Source organism: Longitalea luteola, from assembly GCF_017356035.1.
Taxonomy (GTDB): Bacteria; Bacteroidota; Bacteroidia; order Chitinophagales; family Chitinophagaceae; genus Niastella; species Niastella luteola.
In genome coordinates, this window is record NZ_JAFIQX010000002.1 from 414,514 (window position 1) to 436,972 (window position 22,459).

The 22,459-nt window shown below is 44.9% G+C and carries 23 protein-coding genes; 19 read left to right on the forward strand and 4 right to left on the reverse strand.

Going from position 1 to position 22,459, the window contains the following annotated elements:
- Nucleotides 1-145 precede the first annotated feature (145 nt).
- Nucleotides 146-769: an L-threonylcarbamoyladenylate synthase gene (locus JUB15_RS05865; protein ID WP_207511397.1), complete on the forward strand. Its 624-nt coding sequence runs from the start codon at nt 146-148 to the stop codon at nt 767-769.
- 169 nt (nt 770-938) lie between these two features.
- Nucleotides 939-1,550: a GNAT family N-acetyltransferase gene (locus tag JUB15_RS05870; protein WP_207511398.1), complete on the forward strand. Its 612-nt coding sequence runs from the start codon at nt 939-941 to the stop codon at nt 1,548-1,550.
- A gap of 492 nt (nt 1,551-2,042) precedes the next feature.
- Here the strand turns inward: JUB15_RS05870 and rnhB are convergent, their stop codons facing one another.
- On the reverse strand, nt 2,043-2,642 hold the full coding sequence (gene rnhB, locus JUB15_RS05875; protein WP_207511399.1) for a ribonuclease HII: 600 nt from the start codon (nt 2,640-2,642) through the stop codon (nt 2,043-2,045).
- A gap of 86 nt (nt 2,643-2,728) precedes the next feature.
- Between rnhB and JUB15_RS05880 the strand changes: the two genes are divergently transcribed.
- The 10 genes from JUB15_RS05880 (at nt 2,729) to JUB15_RS05925 (ending at nt 13,478) form a co-directional block, all read left to right on the forward strand.
- Complete coding sequence (locus JUB15_RS05880; protein ID WP_207511400.1) at nt 2,729-3,361, forward strand: Crp/Fnr family transcriptional regulator; 633 nt, start codon at nt 2,729-2,731, stop codon at nt 3,359-3,361.
- A gap of 273 nt (nt 3,362-3,634) precedes the next feature.
- Nucleotides 3,635-4,426 (forward strand): sulfite exporter TauE/SafE family protein, encoded by a 792-nt coding sequence (locus tag JUB15_RS05885; protein ID WP_207511401.1) that lies wholly within the window; start codon nt 3,635-3,637, stop codon nt 4,424-4,426.
- Nucleotides 4,427-4,521: 95 nt separating this feature from the next.
- Entirely contained in the window at nt 4,522-5,940 is a 1,419-nt protein-coding gene (locus JUB15_RS05890; protein ID WP_207511402.1) for an MBL fold metallo-hydrolase, read from the forward strand.
- Nucleotides 5,941-6,041: 101 nt separating this feature from the next.
- The gene (locus tag JUB15_RS05895) at nt 6,042-6,611 is read left to right on the forward strand and encodes a YeeE/YedE family protein (protein WP_207511403.1); all 570 of its coding nucleotides are present in this window, start codon (nt 6,042-6,044) and stop codon (nt 6,609-6,611) included.
- A 10-nt stretch (nt 6,612-6,621) separates the two neighbouring features.
- Nucleotides 6,622-7,149 (forward strand): DUF6691 family protein, encoded by a 528-nt coding sequence (locus JUB15_RS05900; RefSeq protein WP_207511404.1) that lies wholly within the window; start codon nt 6,622-6,624, stop codon nt 7,147-7,149.
- Between the two features lie 404 nt (nt 7,150-7,553).
- Nucleotides 7,554-8,246 (forward strand): twin-arginine translocation signal domain-containing protein, encoded by a 693-nt coding sequence (locus JUB15_RS05905; RefSeq protein ID WP_207511405.1) that lies wholly within the window; start codon nt 7,554-7,556, stop codon nt 8,244-8,246.
- Between the two features lie 170 nt (nt 8,247-8,416).
- Nucleotides 8,417-9,406: a c-type cytochrome gene (locus JUB15_RS05910; RefSeq protein ID WP_207511406.1), complete on the forward strand. Its 990-nt coding sequence runs from the start codon at nt 8,417-8,419 to the stop codon at nt 9,404-9,406.
- Between the two features lie 39 nt (nt 9,407-9,445).
- Nucleotides 9,446-9,886 (forward strand): DsrE family protein, encoded by a 441-nt coding sequence (locus tag JUB15_RS05915; protein ID WP_207511407.1) that lies wholly within the window; start codon nt 9,446-9,448, stop codon nt 9,884-9,886.
- A 166-nt stretch (nt 9,887-10,052) separates the two neighbouring features.
- Nucleotides 10,053-11,138, forward strand: coding sequence for a COX15/CtaA family protein (locus JUB15_RS05920; RefSeq protein ID WP_207511408.1), 1,086 nt, complete (start codon nt 10,053-10,055; stop codon nt 11,136-11,138).
- 93 nt (nt 11,139-11,231) lie between these two features.
- A complete protein-coding gene (locus tag JUB15_RS05925) occupies nt 11,232-13,478 on the forward strand; it encodes a patatin-like phospholipase family protein (RefSeq protein ID WP_207511409.1) in 2,247 nt (748 codons plus the stop codon).
- Here JUB15_RS05925 and JUB15_RS05930 read toward each other — a convergent pair.
- On the reverse strand, nt 13,465-14,370 hold the full coding sequence (locus JUB15_RS05930; protein WP_207511410.1) for a diacylglycerol/lipid kinase family protein: 906 nt from the start codon (nt 14,368-14,370) through the stop codon (nt 13,465-13,467). The genes JUB15_RS05925 and JUB15_RS05930 overlap by 14 nt on opposite strands.
- A gap of 298 nt (nt 14,371-14,668) precedes the next feature.
- Between JUB15_RS05930 and JUB15_RS05935 the strand changes: the two genes are divergently transcribed.
- Nucleotides 14,669-15,178: a hypothetical protein gene (locus tag JUB15_RS05935; protein ID WP_207511411.1), complete on the forward strand. Its 510-nt coding sequence runs from the start codon at nt 14,669-14,671 to the stop codon at nt 15,176-15,178.
- Between the two features lie 151 nt (nt 15,179-15,329).
- Here JUB15_RS05935 and JUB15_RS05940 read toward each other — a convergent pair whose 3' ends face one another.
- Nucleotides 15,330-15,839: a hypothetical protein gene (locus JUB15_RS05940; protein WP_207511412.1), complete on the reverse strand. Its 510-nt coding sequence runs from the start codon at nt 15,837-15,839 to the stop codon at nt 15,330-15,332.
- 506 nt (nt 15,840-16,345) lie between these two features.
- On the opposite strand from JUB15_RS05940, the gene JUB15_RS05945 reads away from it, so the two are divergent.
- From JUB15_RS05945 to JUB15_RS05955, 3 genes are all read left to right on the forward strand, one after another.
- Nucleotides 16,346-16,864, forward strand: coding sequence for a hypothetical protein (locus tag JUB15_RS05945; RefSeq protein ID WP_207511413.1), 519 nt, complete (start codon nt 16,346-16,348; stop codon nt 16,862-16,864).
- A gap of 128 nt (nt 16,865-16,992) precedes the next feature.
- Nucleotides 16,993-17,418: a DUF8447 domain-containing protein gene (locus JUB15_RS05950; RefSeq protein WP_207511414.1), complete on the forward strand. Its 426-nt coding sequence runs from the start codon at nt 16,993-16,995 to the stop codon at nt 17,416-17,418.
- 237 nt (nt 17,419-17,655) lie between these two features.
- Nucleotides 17,656-18,090, forward strand: coding sequence for a DUF8447 domain-containing protein (locus tag JUB15_RS05955; RefSeq protein ID WP_207511415.1), 435 nt, complete (start codon nt 17,656-17,658; stop codon nt 18,088-18,090).
- A gap of 152 nt (nt 18,091-18,242) precedes the next feature.
- On the opposite strand, the gene JUB15_RS05960 is transcribed toward JUB15_RS05955, so the two are convergent.
- A complete protein-coding gene (locus tag JUB15_RS05960; RefSeq protein WP_207511416.1) occupies nt 18,243-19,238 on the reverse strand; it encodes an alpha/beta hydrolase in 996 nt (331 codons plus the stop codon).
- Between the two features lie 77 nt (nt 19,239-19,315).
- On the opposite strand from JUB15_RS05960, the gene JUB15_RS05965 reads away from it, so the two are divergent.
- From JUB15_RS05965 to typA, 3 genes are all read left to right on the forward strand, one after another.
- Nucleotides 19,316-19,540 carry a DUF2905 domain-containing protein gene (locus JUB15_RS05965; protein WP_207511417.1) on the forward strand — a complete coding sequence of 75 codons (225 nt, stop codon included), beginning with the start codon at nt 19,316-19,318 and terminating at the stop codon, nt 19,538-19,540.
- Between the two features lie 171 nt (nt 19,541-19,711).
- Nucleotides 19,712-20,059, forward strand: coding sequence for a hypothetical protein (locus JUB15_RS05970; RefSeq protein ID WP_207511418.1), 348 nt, complete (start codon nt 19,712-19,714; stop codon nt 20,057-20,059).
- Between the two features lie 543 nt (nt 20,060-20,602).
- Complete coding sequence (gene typA, locus JUB15_RS05975; protein WP_207511419.1) at nt 20,603-22,411, forward strand: translational GTPase TypA; 1,809 nt, start codon at nt 20,603-20,605, stop codon at nt 22,409-22,411.
- Nucleotides 22,412-22,459: the final 48 nt, after the last annotated feature.

The window sequence follows — 22,459 nt, forward strand, 5'->3', positions numbered from 1 at the left end:
AATATTAAAATCATGTACACTGAATAAAGAAGTTCCTAATACACAAACGGCTTTAACATTTATATAAATAATGACATGTGTAACCGGGGCGCACATTTTGCCGTTATGGTTATGAGTCTTACCTTAAAAACTATAATTTGCCGTTATGTTGTTACATCTTCATCCGGAAAATCCACAACCGCGAAACATTTTAACCATCAAAAATGTTTTGTCGAAAGGCGGAATAATTATATATCCCACCGATACCATTTATGGTTTGGGCTGCGATATTTTTCAGCATAAGGCCATCGAGCGCATTTGTCGCATCAAGAACATTGATCCGCAAAAAGCGCAGCTTTCGTTTGTGTGTTACGATTTGAGTGACCTGAGCCGTTATACAAAAAGCATCAGCACGCCCATGTACCGTATGTTAAAACATTATTTGCCGGGTCCCTATACGTTTATTTTGCCGGCCAGTAAGGAAGTGCCTAAAATATTGCAAAGCAAAAAAAATACGATCGGGTTGCGTATTCCCGATAATTTAATTGCACGCACCATTGTAAAAGAGCTCGGACATCCGATATTAAGTACTACTTTGCCTGGCACGATGGTAGAAGAATACACCGATCCCGAACTGATGCACGACAATTTTGAAAAGCTGGTTGATGTGGTGGCTGATGGGGGCATTGGAGGCATGGTGCCCTCTACCGTGATCGATTGCACCGGTGATGAACCTGTATTGATACGCCAGGGAGCAGGGGAGTGGGAAACTAATGTGACAATAAGCTAATTGGCAAATTTGCAAATTAGCAAATGGGCAAATGAAATGCGCCGGAAATGAATGTGCTGATTAGCTAATTTGCTAATCCCGCAAAGCGGGACAGGTTGTGCTGATGAATACACCGTAGCGCGCCGGTACATACACTTAAACGATACAAAAAGAAACGCTTGCAAATATTATGACTGCTACCAAGACTGAATACCAGAAATTCTTTCCCGACCATTTTACTTTGGAAACCCCGCGGGTGTTGTTACGATTGATGACGCAACAGGACTTTGACCTGCTGTTGCCCCTGACCAAAGACCAGTCGATATGGAAATATTTTACCAATGACCTCAGCAAAGAGCAGGAGTTGAGCAACTGGATGCAGAAACTGCTGGCTGAACGGGCGCAGGAAGTAAGAATGCCTTTTGTCGTTATCGACAAACATTCCAATGAAATATGCGGCTGCACCAGCTACCTGAACATTTCTTTTTACGACAAACGGCTCGAAATAGGAAGTACCTGGCTTGGCACTTCGTTTATGGGCACCGGCGTAAACCGCGAGGCAAAATTCGCCCTGCTTTCTTTTGCATTTGAAGTGATGAAAATGGAGCGGGTTGAAATAAAGACCGATAACCTGAATGAACGGGCTAAAGCCGCCTTGTTAAAAGTAGGCATGAAGCCTGAAGGCGTTTTGCGCAGCCATATGCTCATGCATGATAACCGCCGGCGCGACAGCATTTATTTCAGTATTTTAAAAAGCGAATGGGAAGAAAGGAAATTGCATTTTTTCCCGGAAATGCTTTGACATACAAAACCCCTAGAACCAAACCCCAGGAACCAAATTACAAGAACCAAAAAAGCACCAAAAGCCAAAAGCCCAATTCCGAAAGCGAAATTCCAGGAACCAAATTCCTAAAGCCAAACCCCAGGAACCAAATTACAAGAACCAAAAAAGCCCCAATTACGCAATTTCAAGGGCCAAAGAAGCAGCCAAAATGCAAATCTCAGGAGCCAGAGAAGCACCAAATTCAATTTAGAACCTTCAAAACGCAAAATCCGAAAAACCTCTATTATTGAGGCTTTTTTCTTGGAGCTTCATTTTGTGATTTATTTGGACCTTTGCGATTTGAGATTTCTTTGGGTCTTGCGATTTGTGATTTGAGATTTTCCCTTGGGTCTTGCGATTTGAGTTTTGAGATTTTCCTTGGGTCTTGCGATTTGTGATTTGAGATTTTCCCTTGGGCCTTGTGATTTGAGATTTGAGATTTCCTTGGGTCTTGCGATTTGAGATTTCTTCTTACATATCCAGTTGCAATTGGTTCGAAGTGCACTGGAATGAACGGCGGTGGTAGGGGGTTAAGCCAAACTCATCAATGGCCCTGCGGTGCTCGGGTGTGCCATAGCCCTTGTTGGTATTCCATTTATATTGCGGGAATTCGCTGTGGAGGTTCCGCATAAAATCATCGCGATAGGTTTTGGCCAGTATGCTGGCAGCTGCAATAGAGGCATATTCCCCATCGCCCTGCACGATACATTGATGCGGCACCCGCTTGTACTTGGTGAATCTGTTGCCGTCGATAATGAGGAACTGGGCTTTCTTTTGCAATTTGGCGATCGCCAGGTGCATAGCCTTGAAAGAAGCGTTCAGAATATTGATGCGGTCAATTTCTTCATGATCTACCATGGCCACCTGGTAACAAACGGCATTTTTTTCAATAAAACTTCTTAATTCATACCGGTCTTCCTCATTCACCTGTTTGGAATCATTCAGCTTTTCGTGAAAAAATCCTTCCGGCAGAATTACGGCGGCAGCGAATACCGGACCAGCCAAACAGCCGCGGCCAGCCTCATCGCAGCCAGCTTCAAGCAGTTCGGTTTGGTAGAATACTTTGAGCAATTGGTTTTATTTGGCTCAAAAATAAGGTATGGCTGTATTTAAATTTTATTTACCAACTTTGTTTTTTTACACATCACATTCCCAATATGGAAATAAGCGCAATACCCCGGCTATTCCCCGCTTTTGAAAAAGAACTGCAACGTGAAATCCAGGAGCAGGGCGAGATCCGCTTTTTTAAAACGGAGGAGCAACTGATGCGTACCGGGCAATATTTCCGGTCAACCATGTTGATCTTGAACGGACTGGTAAAAATTTACCGGGAAGACGACGATGGCAATGAGTTTTTCATGTACTATTTGCAACCAGGTCAGGCATGCGCATTATCCATGGTGTGTGCGGCAGAACATAAACGAAGTGCCATTATGGCAAAGGCCGTAAAGGAAACTGAAATAATTGCTATTCCATTACATTTTATGGAAGAGTGGATGGGTAAATACAAAAGCTGGAATCATTTTGTGATCGGAACCTATCGCGCACGGTTCGAAGAACTGTTAAGCACCATCGATCATATCGCCTTCCGCGGTATGGATGAGCGGCTGGAGTTCTACCTGAAAAAACACCAGGATACTATGGGTACCAATCTGATCGCCCTCAATCACCAGGAAATTGCCAATGAATTGAATTCTTCCCGGGAAGTAGTATCGAGGCTGCTTAAAAAAATGGAACAATTCGGCAAGGTGAAGCTGCACCGGAATGCCATTGAAATTATTCAATTGTAACCGGTATGTATTAAAAGCTGTTGAATCTTTATCCCGGTTATTTTAACATACCTTAATCGATAGAACGAAAACTTAGAAAATATTTCTCCGTTCGCAAAGGCCATTAGTCTATCCGTTATGACTACAATCATCCTTACTGTGACCTTCGTCACCTATGGCATTTTTATTTTAGCGCACCTTCATGAAATGATGCATGATCAGGATGCCATACCCGGTTAACTGTGCATGATCATTTAAAACCTTTGTGTTTTGCATTATTGAATTTTTACTTACATGGAAATAGCCGGTTATTTAGCAGCCGTATTAATTGGCGCATCGTTAGGCTTAATAGGTGGAGGGGGTTCCATACTCACCGTACCGGTATTTGTATACCTGTTGCATGTGCATCCGGTGTTGGCCACTACCTATTCATTATTTGTTGTAGGAAGCTGCAGCCTTGTTGGCGGCGCCCGGGCATATTCCAAAAAACTGATCGACTTTCATGTTGTGGTTTCTTTCGGTCTTCCCTCCCTGTTATCGGTATTTTTAGTACGGCGGTATATACTGCCAGCGATCCCCGATCGTTTATTTGCTATTGGTGACCTCGTGATAACAAAAGGTATTTTTTTAATGGTGCTGTTCGCCCTGCTCATGTTGGTTGCTGCGGTGTCAATGATCAGGTCGGCAGAGACGGCGCCTGCGCCTGCTATGTATAAAGAGCGAACTCGCGGCCTTTTGTTGCAGGGATTGTTGATTGGCGCTATTACCGGTTTACTGGGCGCAGGTGGCGGATTTTTGATCATTCCGGCCCTGGTGCTGATCAGCCGGCTGCCCATGAAAATAGCCGTTGGCTCCTCATTGACGATCATGGCTATCAGTTCGTTCTTTGGATTTTTCAGTACGCTGTCGCATTATACCATAAACTGGGGGCAGTTACTGGTCTTTACCGCTATTGCCGTAGGGGGCATTTTTATGGGCACAGCTTTAAGTGATAAAATTCCCGGGCAGCAATTGAAGAGAGGATTTGGCTGGTTTGTGCTGGCGACAGGATTGTTTATATTGGTACATGAACTATTATTTACATAAGGATCCTGTTTACTGTTAACAGGCTCTGTGATAAAAGTCATATTCTATTAAAACCATAAAACAGAAATTGCGTTGATTATTTAAACAGCATTGTTATGAAGATAGAACAAATTTATACGGGTTGCCTGGCACAAGGTGCGTATTATATAGAAAGTGAAGGCGAAGCTGTGGTGATTGACCCTTTGCGGGAAATTGATTCCTATATACAAAAAGCTGCACGCAATGGCGCGACTATAAAATATGTTTTTGAAACTCACTTTCATGCTGATTTTGTATCGGGGCACCTCGATCTGGCAAAAGCTACAGGGGCAACCATTGTATATGGTCCAACAGCCACGCCGTCGTTCAATGCACATATCGCGCGCGATGGTGAAGTTTTTACAGTTGGCAGATTGACATTTACAGTTTTGCATACCCCTGGCCATACCATGGAAAGCAGCTGTTACCTGCTGAAAGACGAGCAGGGCAAAGAAGTGGCCCTGTTCAGCGGCGATACCTTGTTTATCGGAGATGTTGGCCGTCCTGATCTGGCGCAAAAAGCCGATCATATTACACAGGAAGACCTGGCTGGTTTATTATACGATTCATTGCGGAGCAAGATCATGCCCCTGCCCGATACAGTCACCGTTTATCCGGCGCATGGCGCCGGCAGCGCCTGCGGTAAGAACATGAGTAAGGAAACTACCGATACATTGGGACATCAGAAAGAGACCAATTATGCATTGCGCGCTGATATGACCAAAGAACAATTCATTAAAGAAGTTACCACCGGCTTAACAGCGCCGCCACAATATTTTCCGCTGAATGTACAACTGAACAAACAGGGTTATGAGAGCATTACGGAAGTCATAAGAAAGGGTACGCATCCGCTGGGCGTGGAAGCATTTGAAGCGGCTGCCAATGAGACCAATGCCCTGATGCTGGATACCCGCGATCCGCAGGTGTTTGCGAAAGGATTTATTCCCAATTCGATCAATATTGGTATCGATGGCAATTTTGCGCCCTGGGTAGGAGCGCTTATTCCCGATATCAAACAAGCGATATTGATCATAGCCGAAGAAGGCCGCGAGGAAGAAGTGGTTACCCGCCTGGCCCGCGTTGGTTATGATAATGCCATTGGTTACCTGGCCGGAGGGCTGGAGGCATGGAAAAAAGCAGGTAAGGAAATTGATACCATTACTTCGGTCAGTGCCGAAGAGCTGGCTGCTATTTATGAAGCAAACCCCGATATAAATGTGTTGGATGTACGTAAAAACAGTGAGTACGATGCAGAGCATATTAAAGGGGCGGTAAATGCCAGTCTGGATTTTGTAAACGATAGCATGCAACAGGTGGATAAAGATAAGACCTGGTATGTGCATTGTGCAGGCGGTTACCGGTCGATGATCTTTGCGTCTATCTTAAAAGCCAGGGGCTTCGACAATCTCATAGATGTAAAAGGCGGATTTAAGGCCATGAAAGAATCAGGTAAGTTCCCGGTAACCGACTATGTTTGTCCTACCACGATGTTGTAGGTTAAAAACCTGACCGGAAATTTTCATTAACTTATAGCTGTGTGATTTATGTCGCACAGCTTTTTTTATGAAACCACCATATTTACCAAAATTTAGTCAGTATGCAAATTTGGGAATGGATAAAACAACCCTGGCCCTGGTATGTGGCGGGCCCGTTGATCGGACTGGTTGTTCCGCTTCTGTTGATCATGGGTAATAAAACATTTGGGGTGTCGTCTTCATTACGGCATCTTTGTGCAGCCTGTATCCCGGCTAATATTCCTTTTTTTAAATACAACTGGCGAAAAGAAAGCTGGAACCTGTTTTTTGTGGCCGGCATTGTACTGGGCGCCATGCTTGCTGCCGGTTTGTTAAATAATGGAGAACCAATTGCCGTAAACCCGCAGCTAAAAGACGAATTGCAACAGTATAATATTCAAAACTATTCGTCGCTGGTGCCGCTCGATCTGTTTAACTGGCCTTCCCTCTTCACCATACGCGGTTTTATATTGATGGTAATAGGCGGTTTCCTGGTAGGCTTCGGAACCCGGTATGCCGGCGGCTGTACGTCTGGTCATGCCATCATGGGACTGTCGAACCTGCAATGGCCATCTTTGGTGGCTACCTGTTGTTTTATGATCGGTGGTTTTGTTACTGCCAATCTGGTTATTCCTGTTGTATTAAACCTGTAAAGTTGAGCCCATGCAAACAAGAGACATCATATCAAAACCTGTAACAGTCAAAGAGACCAATACTGATTTTGAAGTACGTTCACTGGATACAATATGTATCAATGAATCGCGTATACAACATCCCTGGTGGCATTCGATAAAATACCTGGTGGCGGGATTCTTGTTTGGAATACTGTTGGTGAAAGCAGAAGTAGTGTCCTGGTTCCGCATCCAGGAAATGTTCCGCCTGCAAAATTTTCACATGTACGGGGTCATTGGAACCGCTGTGGTAACAGGCATTATTTCGGTATGGCTGATCAAAAAATTCAAAGTGAAAACAATATATGGCGAGCCTATTGAATTGCATCCAAAACAATTCAATAAGGGACAAATATATGGCGGACTGTTATTTGGCGCGGGTTGGGCGTTAACCGGAGCATGCCCCGGGCCGCTGTATGCATTGATAGGTACAGGCGCCACGGTGATCATTGTTACCCTGTTAAGCGCCATTGCAGGCACCTGGGTTTATGGTCTGCTGCGTGAAAAATTGCCACATTAATTTGGTGGCTTATATATAGAATAAGTATCTTTAATAAGGATTTAATGTACTTCTAATATACAGACCAGGCGAGCGGAGATCCCATCTTTTACGGCTTTGCATTAGTGAACCTCATCCACTCAATTATTATAACTGCAAGAACCCCTGCAGTACCCAGCCGTCTCCTACCTACTGAATAACCATAATCGGGGATTTTTACATCGAGGTTATCATTTGTACCAACGCAAGGGAATGTTGCGATGCATTGGGCTACTCCATGAATGCGTTGTCCATGTTCTGTGCCGGTAGGTTACCGGCCCTTACTTCCTTACCTGTACATACCGGTCTGCCCTATTAACTACGATATGGGTTCAATATGTATTTGAGACTATTTCATCTTCTTCTTTCACTAAAATTGGCTGTATATGCAAACCAACAATGTAAATGCTGAATCGCGCCGCGACTTTTTAGGTAAACTGGCCGCTGGTGCGGCTGCTTTAGGTACAGTTTCTTTAACTCCGTTCCAGATGCAGGCAGCGCCTGAACATCCCGACAATGAATTTGCAGATGTGGAAGCCTGGTTCAATAAAATAAAAGGGAAACATCGCATCGTATTCGATGCTACACAACCTCATGAACTAATGCCCTTTGCATGGCCAAAAGTTTTTTTGCTTACGAATGCCGCCACCGGAACGCCTGAAAAGGATTGCAGTGTGGTCGTAGTGCTTCGGCACGATGCCATTCCTTATGCACTGCAGAGCGATCTGTGGTCGAAATACAAAATGGGTGAGTTGTTCAAGGCACATGATCCTGTTACGAAACAACCGGCTACCATGAATCCGTTCTGGAAACCCAAAGAAGATTATAAAATACCAGGCATTGGAAGTGTGCCCATTGCTATTAATCAATTGCAGGATAACGGCGTTATGTTCTGCGTGTGCAATATGGCGATAACCGTTTACAGTGCAGTGGCGGCAGAAGCAATGAATATGGATGCAGAAACCGTGAAGAAAGAATGGCTGGCCGGGGTGTTACCAAACATCCAGGTCGTTCCTTCCGGTGTATGGGCATTAGGCCGTGCACAGGAAAAAGGCTGTACTTACTGCTTTGCGGGTTAGTGTGGGCTGCCCTGAGAGGTTAAAACACATTCACTATGTGCAAGCTTAGATGAGCCGCCTTACAGGTCAACTGCCTTACCTTTCTTAAACCCCTTATTTACCGGGTTACACGTTGCATACCGGGTGTATTATATCCGGTATGCACGCTAACCTGCATACTGCCTGCTGTTATGAACCGTAAACTGGTAATTGGTATGTTGGCGATTGGTGCGCCTGTCGTCATTTGGCTGAACGTTTTTCAACCTAAACCGGGTGGTATACAACAAAAAGCCACTCTGGTGGCGGCAAATGAACCGGAAATGCCGTGGCAGGCGCCCGATACGGCCGCTATTCCCCATACGGCTGCGGGTGATCAGATACGTTATGGCCGCGATCTTATTGCACGTACCTCTTTTTACCTGGGGCCGAAAGGAAAAGTAGCACACATTTCAAACGGGATGAATTGCCAGAACTGTCACCTCGCTGCAGGCACTAAAGCGTGGGGAAATAATTATGGCGCTGTATCTTCTACCTATCCCAAATACCGCGACCGCAGCGGTACCATTGAAACCATTGAAAAACGGATAAACGATTGCCTGGAACGAAGCCTTAATGGCAAGGCGCTGGATAGCAATAGCCGGGAAATGCGGGCCATTGTTGCGTATATGCACTGGTTAGGCACCAACGTGCCAAAAGGCAAAAAGCCACTGGGATCTGGTATTGCTGCTTTGAAATATATGGATCGCCCGGCTGATCCTGATAAAGGCAAAATAGTTTTTATCGAAAAATGCCAGCTTTGTCATGGCGCCAATGGCGCGGGTATGCCGGATACTGTTACTGGCAGCGGTTACCTGTACCCGCCGTTGTGGGGACCTGCCAGTTACAATATCGGCGCCGGGTTGTACCGGTTATCGCGAATGGCCGGTTATGTAAAGGACAATATGCCATACGGTGTTTCGCACGGCAATTCGCAATTGACAGACGAACAGGCCTGGGATGTGGCGGCATTTATTAATGCGCAACCACATCCGTATAAAGACCTTTCAAAGGACTGGCCAAAGAAGAATACCAAACCCATTGATTATCCCTTCGGGCCATATGCTGATAGTTTTTCAGAACAGCAACATAAGTTTGGTCCGTTTGATCCCATTCAGCGGTCTGTGAAGACGAACAACAAATAAGAAACGGTTCTTTCCTTAATGAATAAAAAATTTCTCTGTATGTACAAGGATCTCTTAATACTGTTTGTGATTGCTTTTTCACCTGTGCTGGCTATGGCGCAAACTACCGGCAATAAAGCTGCGCAAACTGCTCCCTACAAAGTGATATTTGACATCACCAGCGGCGACACGGCTGCCCACAAAACAGTTATCAGGCAGCTGAAGGGTATATCGCAAACCCGCCCCGACGCCAAACTGGAAGTAGCTATTTACAGCGACGCCCTTGGTATGGTGTTGAAAGACAAATCGATCATTGCAGATGCCATCCAGGAACTGAGCAGTAATAAAAAAGCCAGTTTCAAAGTCTGTGCGGCCACCATGAAACGGAACAATGTAGATAAAACCCAGTTGATTGCCGGTGTAGACATTGTGCCAGACGCCATTTACGAAATTGTTTCCAGACAACAGGAAGGGTGGGGGTATATCAAGGTGGCGCAATGAGTAATGTGATGATTTGATAATGTGATGATGTGATGATGGAATACAGGGCGCCTTCGGCGCAATAAACAATGTGCTAATTAGCTAATGTGCTAATGGAATACGGCATTTCATTATCAAATTATCGAATTATCACATTATCACATTGTTGTTCTACCTTTGCGGCGCGATGAATACCATATCTCTTGAACAACGTGCCAACAGGGCAGTCTCCAACTGGATATTTTTAGGGGTGATCATGTTATTGGTGCAGGTGGTCCTGGGCGGCGTGACCCGCCTCACCGGTTCGGGGCTTTCCATCACCGAATGGAATGTGGTTACCGGCGCATTGCCCCCCCTGAACGAGCAACAATGGCAGGTAGAATTCAATAAATACCAGCAAACACCTCAATACCGCTTACTCAATACCGACTTTACCCTCACTGATTTTAAATTCATCTTTTTCTGGGAATGGTTTCACCGCCTGTGGGCCCGCCTGATCGCCGTGGCATTTGTAGTAGGTTTTGTATACCTGCTGGCAAAAAAATACATTAAAAAGGATATGGTGACCCCGCTGCTGATCCTTTTTCTGCTGGGTGCTTTACAGGGCGCCATCGGCTGGATCATGGTAGCCAGCGGCCTTACTGGCGATGCCGTGTATGTTCGTCCCACCCGCCTTGCCATGCACTTTGTTTTCGCCCTGGCCCTCATCGCCTATGCTTTCTGGCTCGGCCTGCGCATAAAGATCCCTGCTCAAAAAACAGGTAATTATCCGTCGATCTACCGCTGGTCATGGGCACTCACCATTATTTTATTCGTGCAATTGGTCTTCGGCGCCCTGATGGCCGGACATAAAGCTGCCACGGCAGCGCCCACCTGGCCAACGATCAACAGCCACTGGATACCCGACGGATTACTCAAAGAAAAGCCCGTAACGCTTAATTTTTTTGAAAATAAGCTCACTATACATTTCGTTCACCGGGGACTCGCATATGCGTTATTGATCCTGATAATAATCTATTCTGTTAAAGTTTTTCGCATCAAACCTGCTAGCAGCCTGTTCCATCAGGCCCGGCGCTGGCCCCTCATCCTGGTGATCATACAGGTTTTATTGGGCATATTCTCCGTGTTAACCAGTACCGGCATAATTCCCAATCGCTGGGGAACGTTCGAGTGGATGGCGCAGTTGCACCAGATCACCGGAATGTTGTTGGTGCTGAGCCTGGTCGCTATGTTATTTCTCACCCGGCAGACATCTTTTAAGCAACCTTCATAATCTTGGCACTGTCTTTTCGTTTTATAGTAAATTGGGGATGAGACCGGTTTACCCGGTTCCTGCGTCCAACACTATTCTAATGCACTGGTTAGTATGAAACTTTTTTTGATAGGATTATATCGTTCTTTTCCTGTTCAGCTGGTTATGCTGCACTTTAAGAAATTTCAGGTGCTGCTGATCTTCTGGTTCGTATTATTCAGTACGGTGAATGGTACTTTTATGAAGACGTTCGGCGCAGATTCCCTGTACCTTGCCCCCGAATACCTGGGAAATGTGAGTATGCTGGCCGCGCTGTTTGTGGGCATGGCCATCGGCGTTTTTATCATGAGCTGGAACATTACCACCTTCATTTTATTCAGCCGTCATTTCCGGTTCCTGGCCACAACTTCCAATCCATTCTTAAAATACTGCATCAATAACGGGGTCATTCCACTGGTTTTTTTAATATTTTATTTTATAAAGGCAGTGGCATTTGAGCGTTATAAAGAGCTGATGACCTTTGGTGAAATTGCCCTGCTCGTGGTGGGGTTTGTGATCGGATTGATCGTCATCGTGGTCTTTTCCCTCTTCTATTTTTTCAAAGCCGATAAAAATATTATCCGCCGCCTTACGCCGGTGATCAGTAACCCCCAATTGTTTAAGGCCCAGTTCAAAAAAGACGAAACCAGGCTCAATCATAGCCGGCTTATAAAGGTAGAATGGTATCTGAGCGCCCTGTTCAAACTGAAAAAAGTGCGCGACGTATCGCATTACAGCCGGGAATTCATAGAAACCATTTTCAGCCGCCATCACTTTGCTGCGGTGGTTTCCATTTTTCTTGCCTTTATCGGGCTTATCCTGTTGGGTTTCTGGCTCGATAATCCCTTGTTCCAGCTGCCCGCTGCGGCAGGCATTACCCTGTTTTTTGCCATCCTGATCGCCGTTTCCGGCGCCTTTTCTTACTTTCTGCAAAGCTGGAGCATTCCGTTCCTCATTCTATTGTTCCTTGTAACGAACCTGTTATACCGCTATGAAATAATCGATCCCAGTAATAAAGCCTACGGGCTGAACTATAAGAACAAAGAGCAACGCCCATTATATACCGCAGAAACCTTGTTGTCGCTTTGTTCGCCTGAACGCATCCGGCACGACAAACAACAAATGATCTCCATCCTGGAGAACTGGAAAAAGAAACAAACCGAAGCAAAGCCATTGATGTTTGTAATAACTACCAGTGGCGGCGGCAACCGCAGCGCAACTTTTACCATGAACGTGCTGCAACACCTCGACAGTTTGACCAATGGCGAGCTAATGGATAAAACGGTGCTCATTACCGGGGCTTCGGGTGGTATGCTGGGGGCTTCCTATTTCCGTGAGCTGAGCAGGGCCAGGGCGGCAGGCAAACCTATCAATGTGCAGCATAAACAGTATCTCAACGATATTTCAAATGATCTGCTCAACCCCTTGTTTACCTCATTTGTAGCCCGCGACCTGGCGGCGCCGGCACAGCGGTTCAAAGTAGGACCGTACGAATATATAAAAGACCGCGGTTATGCATTTGAGCAGAAGCTGAATGCCAATACGCGCGGCATGCTGAACAAACAATTGAAGGACTGGTATGATGATGAAAAAAATGCACGCATACCCCTGATGCTGTTTAATTCGGTGGTTACCCGCGATGGGCGTAAAATGATTGTTAGCACCCAACCCATGAGCTTTCTAATGCGGCCGGCCTACGACAGCAATCATATAACAGAAGCCGAGCCGGATGCAGTGGATTACCAGGCCCTGTTCGCCAAACAGGATCCGCTGAACCTTCGTATGCTCACTGCCCTGCGAATGAATGCCACTTTTCCTTACGTATTGCCCAATGTATGGCTACCCAGTGACCCGGTGATAGATGTAATGGATGCAGGCATTCGCGATAACTATGGCCAGGAAACAGCGCTTCGGTTCATACAGGTGTTTCAGCAATGGATCCGGGAAAACACAGCCGGCGTGGTGCTGATCACTATCCGTGACCGTAAGACCGGCGGCTGGGAACATCCTTATGAGTCAACGAATATTACCGAGCTTGCCACCAAACCCATGTTGTTACTTGAATACAACTGGTACAAAATGCAGGAGTATAATCAGAATGATCTCATGGGGCTGGCTCATTCCATGATGGGCAATTACTTTTACAATCTTTGCTTTCAATACGTTCCTGAAAAACAGGAAGCCCGGGCCGCTTTGAATTTTCATTTGACCAAAAGTGAAAAGAAGGATATCGCCAATGCCCTGGGCAGTTCGGGCAACCAGCGCACATTTACGTTTTTTAAACAGCTGATCAGGAATTCACATCCGCTCACGATACGTTAGCAGCGTGTATCAGTTTAAAAAAGCGCGGTAATACTTTTATGTGTAATTGCCGTTGGCACACCCAGGGTTCTCCATCAATATGAATGGGCGCTTCTGCCGGGTTGCTGATAAACAATTCATCGGTTTGAAAATAAATGACGGGCGAATTCATGGAGTTCTCTATCCGCCTTATGCGGCCTGCCAGTACCTGGCGCATTACCGTTAACAGCAAGAGGGGTTTGGCGATCTTTTTTACAATTACAACATCCAGCAAGCCATCACTCAAAATGGCCTGCGGAGCAATAGTGAAATTATTGCCGAACTGGTTGCTGTTGGCTATGCTGAGGAAAAAAGCTTCTGTACTGAACTCCATTTTATTGGCAGTAATACGAAAGGGGTAGGGCCTGGCGCTAAAAAAATGGCGGGCAGTAAGCGAGGCATAGGTGCCAAGACCTCTTTTAGGCTGATCGGCAAATTGATGAGCCACCTGCGCATCAAAACCCAGTCCGCACAGCATACAGGCAAAATCATCATTCACCATAAAACCGTCGGTCAATATGGCCTTCCCGGTAAAAACAACTTCCAGGGCTTTTGCACTGGCTTTTGGAATACCGGCAGCCAGCGCCAGTCCATTGCCTGAGCCCATAGGAATTATACCGAACTGTACGTCTGTGGCAGCCAGATCGCGAACCACCTGGTTTACGGTACCATCGCCACCACAGATCACCACATCTGTTACCTGTTCTGCTGCTATTTTGTCTTTAACGAAATCGTAATTACCATCAGCGGTTGTGGGCAGGATCTCAAAGGGTAGCTGGCGTTTAGTGGTTTCACGGGCAATCAACTCTTTCAAAGAAGATTTTCCTTTGGTACCGGAAATAGGATTAATAAGATATATGATCTTTCGCTGCATGTTACTAGGTTACAAAAGGCAAAGATAATAGCCCCGGTGATCATGAAAGGTTTTTGTATGATAAAACCAGTCAGTTCCTGGTTTATGTTTTTATTGTTACCCACGCACGGCGTTTTTTCTTTTCCTGATAGCACCGCATTTCGACAAACAACCATTTTACAAGCCGAACGCCACAATTGCCATTTTTTAAACGATTGCCGAAAAGCTGCTGGGTTTATCTAATTTAAAAAAACACCAGAGCAATAATTAAGTTGCTTTGTCTTTATAAGTCCAATTGCATATTTAAAAAAATACAGCCATGAAAAAGTTACTGATAGCAACCTGCCTGGCGTTTGCAGCAACAGCCGGGCCCACCACTGCCCAACAGGCCAGCCGTCCCATTGTAGCGGATAATATGAGTTCGTTACACATGAATGCACGCAATATCAACCGGGTGCCTATTAAAGTAATGCGTGATTTTTTGAAGCGAAGCCCATCAGCTAATGATGCCAATTGGATGGAAGTTGAGACCGGCTTTGTAGCGAAGTATATTGATAAAAAGAACAATTTTTGCCGTACTGTATACAATAGCCGTGGCAGCTATGTTTATACCGTAAAGCAGTATGCCGAAAGGAATCTACCGCGCGAGGTAAGGGGAATCGTAAAAAGCCAGTATTATGATTATACCATTACGCTGGTTGAAGAGGTTCACCAGCCCTTGAAGCCTCTGGTGTACATCGTGCACCTGGAAGATGCAACCAGTTTTAAACATGTACAGGTGAGCGAGGGCGAAATGGAAGTGACGAAGGAATATAAAAAGACGTTTTAAGAGCTGTTGTCAGAACAGGTTTAGGGTTATAACGATCAGCATGTAGCTGCAAGCTGCAGGCAATAAGCTTCAGGTAAATACAGACTTACTGTACGACTTGCGGCCTGTTGTCTGCAGCTTGTGGCATTTTAATGAACCTTTGATGATATTTTTATTTTACGAATCCTACCTGCCAAACCGGCCATGATTCCTGTTGATGCCGCCAGGTAGTGCTTTTACCGGTGAACTGTAAAGCAGATAGTGCGCGGCCTTTTGGCAGTTGTTGCGAAATATAGACCAGGCTGATGCTGGTGTGCGCATAGCTTTTTTCAAGCTGTAATAACTCTCTTACAGGGATCTTCATGCCAGAACGGGGACCACTGGCATCACCAAATTTCCATTCTTTAATAATGGTTCCTTTAGTGTCCTTAACGGCAATGGACCTGGCTTTGCCTTTGTCGTGGCAGTGGTAATAATAGACCACCAGCTCATCGTTTATATTGGCTTTATCCAAAGGCAGACTTTGTAAAGTGAACTGGCTGCCCGACTGCTCGAGGATCAATTTATTATTAAGATAGATCTGAAAGCCCTCACCGCCTGCTTTTGCAGTGAATGCCTGTAAAAGGATCATGGCGCCGGTAAGTAGCCCTGTACAGGCGGTTGTAAATAAGCTGCGTTGCATAAATATGTGTTTTAGGTTAAAAAAATGGGTGACTTAATTCCTCATACAAAGCAAACCAATGTAGCCGGGCACACGGAATTTGTTTGACGAGTCGATGAAAATTCTTGATGTAGCGCAGCTTTCAGCCACGATGGCTTTGGGCGAACAATGTTCAGCCACTTGTAGTAAAAAAATTTTCAGGCCCTTCCAATATAATTAATCATTATACGTTTGTGCAGCGAAAACAATAAGTGTTTTTTGTACGCCTTGTTATCCAGCTACGATAATGCTTTTCCATAGTTCCCAATTAACATAACCTTAACCGCAAATAAGTAACGTTGCGAAACATTTTGCAAATGCTGTACAGGAGCGGATCAGCCGCAAAAGAACGCAGCAGAACTACTTTCAACTATTCAAGCATGTAAACGAAGCTTATCATGTGAAAGGCAGCAATACCATTTTAATATAAATGCCTCTGTAAGCAAATAAATTGCGGAGGATTGTTTAACCCATGTAAAAGTATAGCTATGAAAAAATTATTGATCGCCACAGGTATATCCTTTGTGGCACTATCAGGGTGTGCCTACTCCCAACAAACAGGCCATGCGCTGGTTGCTGCTAATGTTACACCAGCCAAATCTTCTACGAAACCGAAAAGCGAGTATTTGAATGACATTAACGTGAACGCTATGCGCGATTTTGTAAATCGCTTTGGCGATGTACCAGATGTTGTGTGGCACAAGAACAAAGATACCCGTGTGGCCGTGTTCACCCGCGACAGCGTGCAGCATCGCATTGTGTATAACAACCGCGGCGACCTCAGCTTTATTATGAAGTATTATGAGGAGAACCGGATGCCGCGTACTGTTCGTGCGCAGGTAAAAAGTGTTTACTACGACTACAAGATCTTTGTTATCCAGGAAATACTCGTAGAAGACAAGCCCGCCCTGTATATCGTGAATCTGCAGGATGATAAAAAATGGATGAAAGTGAAGCTATTCCAGGGCGAAATGGAGGTCGTGGAAGAATTCGATAAAAGTAAGTGATGAAGTATAAACGGGAAGGGGTTGTTAAGCTGCAGGATAACGATCGTTAGTTCTTTAACATACCGTTTGTAAACGACGAAAGCTGTTTCCTATCTATTACTGTATAAAACAAATGGAGGAAACAGTATATGAAAAAGATCTTTACGCTTGCCGCTATCCTGTTCAGTGTAACAGTTTTTGCCGCCGATCCCTACCCTAATAATAGCAAAGTAACCATTCGCAGTAATAGCAATGAGTTCATTCAGGTCTTCATCGACGGTAAACAATATAACATCAACCGGAATGGTTTTGTAATGGATAATATCCGCGCTGGCCGTCACCGCATCGAAGTATACAAAGTAGATAACTATGGAATGTTCAGGAAACGTCCACAAAGAGTTTACAGCAACACGATGATGGTTAAACCGTGGGAAATGGTGAATATTAATATCAACCGCAATGAAAGGGTAAATGTTGATGTGCGTTTAGACCGGAATGACCGCCGGGACAGAGACTATGGACGCGACCGTGATTATGACCGTGGCTACGACCGCGATGGCAGATACAAACGCTAAACACTATACCATGTAATAATGGCCCCAATCCCGGGGCCATTTTTTTTGCCATGACTTCTACCCTTTTACTGCTGCGGAACCTGCCTGCCCAATGGCGGCAGGCGCATTATACTGGAGCCGGCGCTCAGCATTAAGCGTTAGGCATTCAGCGCTCCGCGTTCCTTTAACACTCCCTTAGTAAACAACCTGTATTTAAAACCATCTATTATACAAACAAAACAATGGAGGAAACAGTATATGAAAAAGATCTTTACACTTATCGCTGTATTGTTTAGTATAACCACTTTTGCTGCTCCCGGTCCCAAGGCCTCTAAAATAACCTTCTCCAATAATTATCGTGTTACGAAGGTTCAGATCAAGATCGATGGTACGGTGTACAACCTGGATAATACGTTTGTTATGGACAATATTCGCCCGGGTAACCACACCATCACCATTTATAAAACAGAGCAATCAGGCTTTAGAAAAAGGACAGAAGTGATGTATAACAGTACCATGTATGTTTCACCTGCCCAGTTGATCAATGTGGATATCAACCGGAACGGTAAAGTAGTGGTTAAATCTTCTTCAACTGATAAATTCGACCGCAATGGCCGTAATAACAGAAACGAAAGGAGCGGCTACCTGTACGACAACGACAGGAACAACAATGGAAGAGATAACAGGTGGTAAACAGAAATAAAATCGATCAAAGGAATGGCTGGTCACCAATTGGTAGCCAGCCATTTTGATTTAAATATTGTTCGTATGAGAAACGATTTCTTCCGGGGTATTTCATTAGCACAACCTGTCCCGCTTTGCGGGATAGCAAATTAGCATATTGCCTATAGCGGTTTTAAACCCAGCACTTCAGTCATAAAACGTTCGGTTTCCCTTTTAACACCCGGTATATCATTAGACCTGATGGAGGAACCGATAACGTGGTCACCGGTATTGGGCATGGCTACTTCCCGCTTTTTATCAACCGGCGTTCCCAGCTGGGCGAACATTTCTTTAATAGCGCTCACTTTTACCGTACTATCCTGGTGTACCTGGTCTTTGTAGTAATATAAGGTCAGCGTAGGCTGCCTGACCCTTTCAAATGTTTTTTTATGCATGCTGGTTTCCAGCAATTCCTGCAGGTTAACGGCCGCCTCTATTCGATAATGATAGGTCCAGTATTTACGGTAAGCCTCCCGTTTATCTTCTGAATCCAGATATTTTGAACCGGTTACCAGTCTCGCTATCTGTAATCCCCAGGGGTTGTTCAAGACCCAGGCGGTAGGATCATTGATGGCAATATTGGGCGACATTAAGATCAGCGCATGAATTTCAGGATACTCTGCTGCCAGCTTCAGCGCCAGCGTACCCCCGGTAGAAGTACCAACCAGGATGACTTTATTGCCTAACTGTTTTCCAATGGCATAAGCCTGCTTGGCCGATTCCCAGTATTTATCAGCGGTTAAATTAACCATGGGCTCAGTGGTATCTATGCCATGTTCAGCCAGGCGCGACAAGTATAAGTTGCAACCGAATTTTTTTGCGAGGTCGCGGTGTACCGGATCGCCTTCACCCTGCGAAGCTGTAAAGCCATGCAGGTATACCAACGCAAACTCGGTCTTGTTCTTTAATGAATCATTGGCCCATACAATGCGGGCTTCATTATCGGGTTTTATTTTGTGAGCCGCTTCCTGTTGCTGAATGTAATTTACCAGAGCTGTCGGTTCAGCCGGAACCGCCGGCATAGCGCTGGAGTAAACGGGAGTAGAGGGGTTTGGCCCCAGCAAATAGACAATGATCAAGATTGCCGGAATAAGCAGGGCCCATTTTATCTTACGCATACCGTAAATTTGGTGTTGAAATTAACAGCTTTTTATTACCTGTAAAAGCATTGAGGGGTAATTAAATTTACTTTTTTATGAATTCCGATACCGGCAAGTATATCATGCTCATTGGGGGCGCTGTGGTGGTAATAGGACTTATCATTTATTTCTTCCACGACAAACTGCATTGGATCGGCCATCTGCCGGGCGATATCCGCATTGAAAAAGAGAATTTCCGCTTTTATTTTCCCATTACCACCATGATCGTGTTTAGTGTTCTGATAACGGTTATCCTCAGCATCATTCGCCGGTTCTTTTAAAGAAATTTCAAATCACAAATCGCAAAGACCCAAGGGAAAATCACAAATCACAAGACCCAAGGGAAAATCACAAATCACAAGACCCAGGGGAAAATCCCAAATCACAAATCACAAGACTCAAAGAAATCTCAAATCACAAATCGCAAGAGCCAAAGAAATCACAAATCACAAATGGCAGGACTCAAAGAAATCACAAAATCACAAGACCCAGGGGAAAATCCCAAATCACAAATCACAAGACTCAAAGAAATCACAAAATCACAAGACCCAGGGGAAAATCCCAAATCACAAATCGTAAGAGCCAAAGAAATCACAAAATTAAATTTGTTTGTGGTTTGGCCGCTTTTCGGTTCCGGAATTGGGCTTTTGGGAATTTGGCTTTTGGATTTTTGGAGCTTTTTTGGTTCTTGTAAATTGGTTCTTGCAATTTGGTTCCTGGGATTTTGCTTTGGAAATTGGGCTTTTGGCATTTGGAGCTTTTTTGGTTCTTGCAATTTGGTTCCTGGAATTTGGCTTTAGGAATTGGGCTTTTGGCTTTTGGAGCTTTTTTGGTTCTTGTAATTTGGTTCTTGTAATTTGGTCCCTGGAATTGGGCTTTTGGCTTTTTGAGCTTTTTTGGTTCTTGCAAATTGGTTCTTGCAATTTGGTCCCTGGGATTTGGTCCCTGGGATTTGGCTTTGGAAATTGGTCTTTTGGGTTTTGGAGCTTTTTTGGTTCTTGTAAATTGGTTCTTGCAATTTGGTCCCTGGGATTTGGCTTTAGTGGTTCCTGAATTTCGGTTCCTGGGGGCTGTAACCTCGAATATATAATTCAGTGACTGCTATTCGGTTAGGTTTCAGTCATTTACATCAGTTTCAAGACATCAGGGTTTATAAGTGTTATAAAGCCCATATAAACCATTATAAACGTTAATTAATTATACATAAAGTTTCTCCTTTTGCTTGCCCCGCCCATTGATTTAGCGTACCTTTGCGCCTCGTTTGCCATTACTCTAAACAGAGCTTTTTAAGGCATTCATTATTAAGAATTTTAAAAACATTTCCTGTCAGGAAAAAGGAATTTATGGATATCAGAAATATCGCCATTATTGCCCACGTAGACCACGGAAAAACTACCCTGGTAGACAAAATCTTACACGCTACCAAAGTGTTTCGTGACAACCAGGAAACTGGTGAGTTGATCATGGACAGTAATGACCTGGAAAGAGAGAGAGGTATCACCATATTCAGTAAGAACGCGGCAGTAACGTACAAAGACGTAAAAATTAACGTAATTGATACGCCCGGCCACGCCGACTTTGGTGGTGAGGTAGAACGTGTATTGAAAATGGCGGATGGTGTGTGTTTGCTGGTTGACGCCTTTGAAGGGCCTATGCCACAAACCCGCTTTGTATTACAGAAGGCGCTGCAGTTAAACCTGCGCCCTATTGTGATCATCAACAAAGTTGACAAACCCAACTGCCGTCCCGATGAAGTGCATGATGCTGTATTCGAATTATTCTTCAACCTCGATGCTACCGAAGAGCAGCTGAACTTCCCTACCTACTACGGTAGCGGTAAGAACGGCTGGTTCAACGATTCATTAACTCCCTGCGAAGATATTACGCCATTGCTGGATGGTATCATTAAACACGTACCGCCACCAACCACAAGCGAAGGTAACCTGCAAATGCAGATCACTTCCCTGGATTATTCCTCTTTCCTGGGGCGTATTGCCATTGGCAGAGTGTCACGCGGCATTATCAAAGAAAACCAGCCCATTTCATTGGTACAGGGCGATGGAAGCATAAAAAAGACACGTGTAAAGGAATTATATGTGTTTGAAGGTATGGGTAAGAAAAAGGTAACGGAAGTAGTGGCCGGTGACCTGTGCGCTGTAGTAGGTATTGAAGGATTTAACATTGGCGATACCATTGCCGATTTCGATAATCCCGAAGCCTTACCGGTGATCAGCGTTGACGAACCTACCATGAACATGACGTTCTCCATCAACAACTCACCTTTTTATGGTAGAGATGGAAAATTCGTTACCAGCCGTCACCTGCGCGACCGCCTGATGAAAGAAACCGAAAAGAACCTGGCATTGAGAGTGGTGGATAGCGAAGGCGGCGATGCCTTCCTGGTATATGGACGTGGTATCCTGCACCTGGGCGTATTGATCGAGACCATGCGTCGGGAAGGGTACGAATTAACAGTAGGTCAGCCCCAGGTGATCGTAAAAGAGATCGATGGTAAAAAATGTGAACCATATGAGGTACTGGTAGTAGACGTGCCTCAGGAATTTGCTTCAAAAGTAATTGACCTGGTAACCCGCCGTAAAGGGGAGATGCTGGTGATGGAAACCAAAGGTGACATGCAACACCTGGAGTTTGAAATTCCTTCACGTGGATTGATTGGTTTGCGTACACAAATGTTGACCAACACACAAGGAGAAGCTGTAATGGCCCACCGCTTCAGTGAATATAAACCCTGGAAAGGCCCTATCCCCGGTCGTAACAACGGTGTGTTGCTGGCTAAAGAGAATGGAACGTCAACCGGTTACTCACTCGATAAACTGCAGGATAGAGGTTCATTTTTTATAGATCCAGGTGAAGAGATCTATGCCGGACAGATCATTGGTGAGCACATTAAACCAGGCGACCTGGTAGTGCAAATTACCGAAGGAAAAAAGCTCACCAACATGCGCGCCAGTGGCAGCGATGCTGCAACTAACATTGCACCGAAGATCCAGCTCACCCTCGAAGAATGTATGGAATATATTCAGCAGGATGAGTGTATTGAGGTAACGCCGAACTTCATTCGTATGCGTAAGACCATACTCAATGAAGAAGAAAGAAAGAAGCAGGCGAAGTCGATGAAAGCAGAAGCGTAATTGATTTTTCAAGACCTTATATATCAGGGATCACCCGCCGGGTGGTCC

What these genes read in the sequence shown, in the direction of transcription:
- JUB15_RS05940 (WP_207511412.1), bottom strand. Translation starts at nt 15,839, where the DNA reads ATGCAACGCAGCTTATTTACAACCGCCTGTACAGGGCTACTTACCGGC.
- JUB15_RS05900 (WP_207511404.1), top strand. Translation starts at nt 6,622, where the DNA reads ATGCAAACAAGAGACATCATATCAAAACCTGTAACAGTCAAAGAGACC.
- JUB15_RS05865 (WP_207511397.1), top strand. Translation starts at nt 146, where the DNA reads ATGTTGTTACATCTTCATCCGGAAAATCCACAACCGCGAAACATTTTA.
- JUB15_RS05910 (WP_207511406.1), top strand. Translation starts at nt 8,417, where the DNA reads ATGAACCGTAAACTGGTAATTGGTATGTTGGCGATTGGTGCGCCTGTC.
- JUB15_RS05880 (WP_207511400.1), top strand. Translation starts at nt 2,729, where the DNA reads ATGGAAATAAGCGCAATACCCCGGCTATTCCCCGCTTTTGAAAAAGAA.
- JUB15_RS05960 (WP_207511416.1), bottom strand. Translation starts at nt 19,238, where the DNA reads ATGCGTAAGATAAAATGGGCCCTGCTTATTCCGGCAATCTTGATCATT.
- JUB15_RS05885 (WP_207511401.1), top strand. Translation starts at nt 3,635, where the DNA reads ATGGAAATAGCCGGTTATTTAGCAGCCGTATTAATTGGCGCATCGTTA.
- JUB15_RS05895 (WP_207511403.1), top strand. Translation starts at nt 6,042, where the DNA reads ATGCAAATTTGGGAATGGATAAAACAACCCTGGCCCTGGTATGTGGCG.
- JUB15_RS05950 (WP_207511414.1), top strand. Translation starts at nt 16,993, where the DNA reads ATGAAAAAGATCTTTACGCTTGCCGCTATCCTGTTCAGTGTAACAGTT.
- JUB15_RS05925 (WP_207511409.1), top strand. Translation starts at nt 11,232, where the DNA reads ATGAAACTTTTTTTGATAGGATTATATCGTTCTTTTCCTGTTCAGCTG.
- JUB15_RS05870 (WP_207511398.1), top strand. Translation starts at nt 939, where the DNA reads ATGACTGCTACCAAGACTGAATACCAGAAATTCTTTCCCGACCATTTT.
- JUB15_RS05935 (WP_207511411.1), top strand. Translation starts at nt 14,669, where the DNA reads ATGAAAAAGTTACTGATAGCAACCTGCCTGGCGTTTGCAGCAACAGCC.
- JUB15_RS05890 (WP_207511402.1), top strand. Translation starts at nt 4,522, where the DNA reads ATGAAGATAGAACAAATTTATACGGGTTGCCTGGCACAAGGTGCGTAT.
- JUB15_RS05970 (WP_207511418.1), top strand. Translation starts at nt 19,712, where the DNA reads ATGGCAGGACTCAAAGAAATCACAAAATCACAAGACCCAGGGGAAAAT.
- JUB15_RS05920 (WP_207511408.1), top strand. Translation starts at nt 10,053, where the DNA reads ATGAATACCATATCTCTTGAACAACGTGCCAACAGGGCAGTCTCCAAC.
- JUB15_RS05945 (WP_207511413.1), top strand. Translation starts at nt 16,346, where the DNA reads ATGAAAAAATTATTGATCGCCACAGGTATATCCTTTGTGGCACTATCA.
- JUB15_RS05930 (WP_207511410.1), bottom strand. Translation starts at nt 14,370, where the DNA reads ATGCAGCGAAAGATCATATATCTTATTAATCCTATTTCCGGTACCAAA.
- JUB15_RS05965 (WP_207511417.1), top strand. Translation starts at nt 19,316, where the DNA reads ATGAATTCCGATACCGGCAAGTATATCATGCTCATTGGGGGCGCTGTG.
- JUB15_RS05955 (WP_207511415.1), top strand. Translation starts at nt 17,656, where the DNA reads ATGAAAAAGATCTTTACACTTATCGCTGTATTGTTTAGTATAACCACT.
- typA (WP_207511419.1), top strand. Translation starts at nt 20,603, where the DNA reads ATGGATATCAGAAATATCGCCATTATTGCCCACGTAGACCACGGAAAA.
- JUB15_RS05915 (WP_207511407.1), top strand. Translation starts at nt 9,446, where the DNA reads ATGTACAAGGATCTCTTAATACTGTTTGTGATTGCTTTTTCACCTGTG.
- JUB15_RS05905 (WP_207511405.1), top strand. Translation starts at nt 7,554, where the DNA reads ATGCAAACCAACAATGTAAATGCTGAATCGCGCCGCGACTTTTTAGGT.